Annotated in this window: 1 protein-coding gene; it reads left to right on the top strand. The window is 74.9% G+C overall.

Going from position 1 to position 5,037, the window contains the following annotated elements; all coding sequences use genetic code 11:
* The coding region (locus B5D80_RS32470; protein WP_144081842.1) for a type I polyketide synthase at positions 1-5,037 on the top strand (5,037 nt) is incomplete at both ends.

Consider the following 5,037-nt stretch of genomic DNA (forward strand, 5'->3'; position numbering starts at 1 on the left):
CTGGTCGTCGACGGGGTCACCGCTAACCCGGCGGGCATCCCGCTGGTGTCGACCGCCACCGGTGACCTGGCCACGGACGACGAGTTGGGTTCGGTCGAATACTGGCAGGGTCAGGTGCGCGGCACCGTCCGGTTCGCCGACGCGGTCGCCGCTCTCGCCGCGCGAGGTGTCACCCGGTTCGTCGAGATCGGGCCGGACAGTGTGCTCACCACCATGGTCGCGGACTGCGTCGACGACGCGGTGACCATCGCGTTGCAGCGCCGGGACCGGGAACAGGTCACCGCGTACGCCACCGGGATGGCGCAGGCGTGGACCACCGGCGTCGACCTCGACTGGGCCGCCATCCACCCCGCCGCCCGGCAGGTCGACCTGCCCACCTACGCCTTCCAACGCCAGCACTACTGGCTGTACGACCCGGCCCTCGTCGGCGCCGGCCTGCTCGCCGCCACCCACCCGCTGCTCGACGCCACCGTGCCGCTGGCCAACACCGACGGCGTCGTCTTCACCGGCCGGTGGTCGCTGCACACCCACCCGTGGCTCGCCGACCACGCCGTCGGCGGAACCGTCGTGTTCCCCGGCACCGGCCTCGTCGAACTCGCCATCCACGCCGGTGACCAGGTCGGCGTCGGCCTGCTCGACGAACTGACCCTGCACGCGCCGCTCGTCGTCCCCGCCGCCGGCAGCGTCGAGGTGCAGGTCGCCGTGGAGCCGCCCGACCCGACCGGCCGCCGGGCCGTGCTGGTGCACTCCCGGGAACGCGACGACGTCCCGTGGACCCGGCACGCCACAGGCGTCCTCACCGCCGGGGACACCCCCGGCGTCGCCCTCACCGCATGGCCCCCCACCGACGCCGAGCCGCTGCCGCTGGTCGGCCTCTACGACGACCTCGCCACCGGCGGCCTCGACTACGGCCCGGTCTTCCAGGGCCTGCGCCGCGCCTGGCGGGCCGGTGACGAACTCTTCGCCGAGGTCGACCTCCCCGACGGTACGGAGACCGACGGCTACGGCCTGCACCCGGCCCTGTTCGACGCCGGCCTGCACGTCCTCACCCGCGCCGACGGCGACGCCCCCCGGGGCCTGCCGTTCGCCTGGTCGGGGGTGACGCTGCACGCCACCGGCGCGACCAGCCTGCGGGTCCGGCTCACCCCCGCCGGCAGCGGGGTCCGGATCGCGGTCGCCGACGCGGTCGGCGCACCCGTGGCCACCGTACGGTCGCTGGTGCTCCGCCCGGTGCAGGTCACCGCCGGCACCGGTGTCGCCGACGCGCTGTTCGGCCTGGACTGGCAGCCGGTCACCGTCACCCCGACCGCCACCACCTGGACCTGGCACCCCGACACCGTCGACGGCACCGCGACCGGCCCGACCGGCGGCGGCCCCGCCGACGCGGTGGTGCTGCGGGCCGGTGGCACCGGCGACGTGCACGCCGAGGTGCACCGGGTGCTGGCGGTCACCCAGCGCTGGCTGGCCGGGGACGACCCCGCCCCGCTGGTCGTCCTCACCCGCCACGCCGTCGGCGACGACGTGACCGACCTGGCCGGCGCGGCGGTCTGGGGGCTGCTGCGCTCCGCGCAGGCGGAGAACCCCGACCGCATCCTGCTCGTCGACGCCGACACCGACCGGCCCGACGACGTCCTGCCGGCGGCCCTGGCGGCCGGCGACCCGCAGGTGTCGATCCGCGACGGCGTCGTCCGGGTGCCCCGGATCGTCCGCCGGACGCTCCCGGCCACCCCGGCGGACACCCCGCTCTACGGCAGCGGCACGGTGCTGGTCACCGGCGCGACCGGTGCGCTCGGCACGGCCGTGGCCCGGCACCTGGTGACGGCGCACGCGGTGCCGAGGCTGCTGCTCCTGTCGCGCAGCGGCACGGCCGCCGCCGGCGCCGACGACCTCGTCGCCGAGCTGACCGCGGCCGGCGCGCAGGTCGAGCTGGTCGCCGCCGACGTGGCCGACCGGGAGCAGTTGACCGCCGTCCTGGCCGGCGTGCCGGACCTGTCGGCGGTGGTGCACACCGCAGGCGTGCTCGACGACGGCGTGGTGTCGTCGCTGACCCCGGAGCGGGTCTCGGCGGTGCTGCGGCCCAAGGTGGACGCCGCGACGCTGCTCGACGAGCTGACCCGGGACCGGGAACTGTCGGCGTTCGTGCTGTTCTCGTCGCTGTCCGGGGTGCTGGGTGCGCCGGGGCAGGGCAACTACGCGGCGGCGAACGCCTACCTCGACGCGCTCGCCGCCACCCGCCGCGCCGCCGGGTTGCCGGCCGTGTCGTTGGCGTGGGGCCTGTGGGGCGGGGGTTCGGCGATGACCGACCGGCTCGCCGACACCGACCGGGAGCGGATGTCCCGGGGCGGGGTGCTGCCGCTGACCACCGCCGACGGACTGGCCCTGCTCGACACCGCCGTCGCCGGTGGACCGGCCACCCTCGTCCCGGCCCGGCTCGACGTGCCGACGCTGCGTACGCTCGGCGACCGGCTGCCCCCGGTGTTCCGCGCCCTGACCGGGCCGACCCGGCGTACGGCCACCGCCGCCGGCGCCGTCGACCGGGCGGGCAGCGACTGGCTGGCCGGCCTGCCGGAGGAGGAGCGCACCGGTGCCGTCCGGCACCTGGTGCACACCCACGTCGCCGCCGTGCTCGGCCTCGCCGGCCCGGAGACGGTCGAGGCGGACCGCACCTTCCAGAGCCTCGGCTTCGACTCGCTCACCGCCGTCGAGCTGCGCAACGCGCTCTCCACGGCGGCCGGCGTGCGGCTCCCGGCCACCCTGATCTTCGACTACCCGACGCCGGTGGCCCTCACCGGTTTCCTGTACGGCGAGCTGAACGGCGCGCTCGACGTCCCGCAGGAGCAGCGCAGCGCCACCACGGCGTCCGGTGACGAGCCGGTGGCGATCGTCGGGATGGCCTGCCGCTACCCCGGCGGGGTGTCCTCCCCGGAGGACCTGTGGCGGCTCGTCGCCGACGGCGTCGACGCCATCGACGGCTTCCCCACCGACCGGGGCTGGGACCTGGCCCGGCTCTACGACCCGACCGGCACCCGCCCCGACACCAGCTACGCCGACCAGGGCGGGTTCCTGCCCGGCGCGGCCGGCTTCGACCCGGCCTTCTTCGGCATCTCGCCCCGCGAGGCCGTGCTGATGGACCCGCAGCAGCGGCAACTGCTGGAGGTCTCCTGGGAGGCGTTCGAGCGGGCCGGCATCGACCCCTCCTCGGTACGCGGCTCCGCCACCGGCGTCTTCGCCGGCCTGATGTACCACGACTACGTGACCGGGCACAGCGCCGGCAGCGTCGTCTCCGGGCGGATCGCCTACACCCTCGGCCTCGAAGGCCCCGCCGTCACCGTGGACACCGCGTGTTCGTCGTCGTTGGTGGCGATGCACCTGGCGGGTCAGGCGTTGCGGTCGGGTGAGTGTGATCTGGCGTTGGCCGGTGGGGTGACGGTGATGGCGACGCCTGAGACGTTCGTGGAGTTCTCGCGGCAGCGGGGGTTGGCGCCTGATGGTCGGTGCAAGCCGTTCGCGGCGGCGGCCGACGGGACGGGCTGGTCCGAGGGCGTCGGCGTGCTGGTGCTCGAACGCCTCTCCGACGCCCGTCGGCACGGGCACACGATCCTCGGTCTCGTCCGGGGCTCGGCGGTCAACCAGGACGGCGCGTCCAACGGCCTCACCGCCCCCAACGGGCCGGCGCAGCAGCGGGTGATCCGGCAGGCCCTCGCCAACGCCCGGGTGTCGGCCGCCGAGGTCGACGTGGTGGAGGCGCACGGCACCGGCACCACGTTGGGTGATCCGATCGAGGCGCAGGCGATCCTGGCGACGTACGGTCGGGACCGGGAGCAGCCGTTGTGGTTGGGTTCGGTGAAGTCGAACCTGGGTCACACGCAGGCGGCGGCCGGTGTCGCCGGGGTGATGAAGATGGTGTTGGCGATGCGGCACGGGGTGGTTCCCCGCACGTTGCACGTGGACGCGCCGAGCCCGCACGTGGACTGGTCGTCCGGCGAGGTGCGGCTCGCCACCGACGAGGTGCGGTGGCCGGCGGTGGACCGGCCGCGTCGGGCGGCGGTGTCGTCGTTCGGCATCAGCGGCACCAACGCCCACCTGATCCTGGAACAGGCCCCCGAGGCCGCGCCGCCGGCCCCGCCGGCACCGACGCCGGTGCCGCTGTGGCCGGTCTCCGGCCGGTCCGCCAGTGGCCTCGCCGCCCAGGCCGCCCGCCTCGCCGACTTCCTCGCCGACGCCGACCTGAACCCCGCCGACGTGGCGCTGACCCTGGGCACCGGCCGGGCGGCCCTGGAGCACCGGGGGGTGGCCGTCGGTGACGGCGTCGCCGGTCTCCGCGCCCTCGCCGCCGGCCAGGGTGTGCACGGCCACCTGACCACCGGTCGTACGGCGGTGTTGTTCACCGGTCAGGGTGCGCAGCGGGTCGGCATGGGTCGTGAGTTGGCGGATGCCTTCCCGGTGTTCGCTACCGCTCTGGACGAGGTGTGTGCCGCCTTCGGGCCGTTGCTGGACGGTGATCTGCGGGAGGTGATGTTCGCCGACCCGGAGGGTGTTCTCGACCAGACGGGGTGGACGCAGCCGGCGTTGTTCGCGGTCGAGGTGGCCCTGTTCCGTCTTGCGGAGTCGTGGGGTCTCAAGCCCGACTTCGTGGCCGGTCACTCGATCGGTGAGTTGGCCGCCGCGCACGTCGCTGGTGTGTGGTCGTTGGAGGACGCCTGCCGGGTCGTTGCCGCGCGTGGTGGTCTGATGCAGGCGCTTCCGGCGGGTGGCGCGATGCTGGCGATCGCCGCCCCGTTGGCCGAGCTGGATCTCGGCGATGTGGACGTGGCGGCGGTGAACGGTCCCCGGGCGGTGGTGGTGTCCGGTACGGAGGAGCAGATCGCGGCGCTGGAAGCGTCCCTTGAGGTGAAGACGCGTCGGTTGCGGGTGTCGCACGCGTTCCACTCGCACCTGATGGACCCGATGCTTGCCGGCTACGGGCTGGTCGTCGACGGGGTCACCGCTAACCCGGCGGGCATCCCGCTGGTGTCGACCGCCACCGGTGACCTGGCC

It is taken from the genome of Micromonospora wenchangensis (genome assembly GCF_002210435.1).
Taxonomy (GTDB): Bacteria; Actinomycetota; Actinomycetes; order Mycobacteriales; family Micromonosporaceae; genus Micromonospora; species Micromonospora wenchangensis.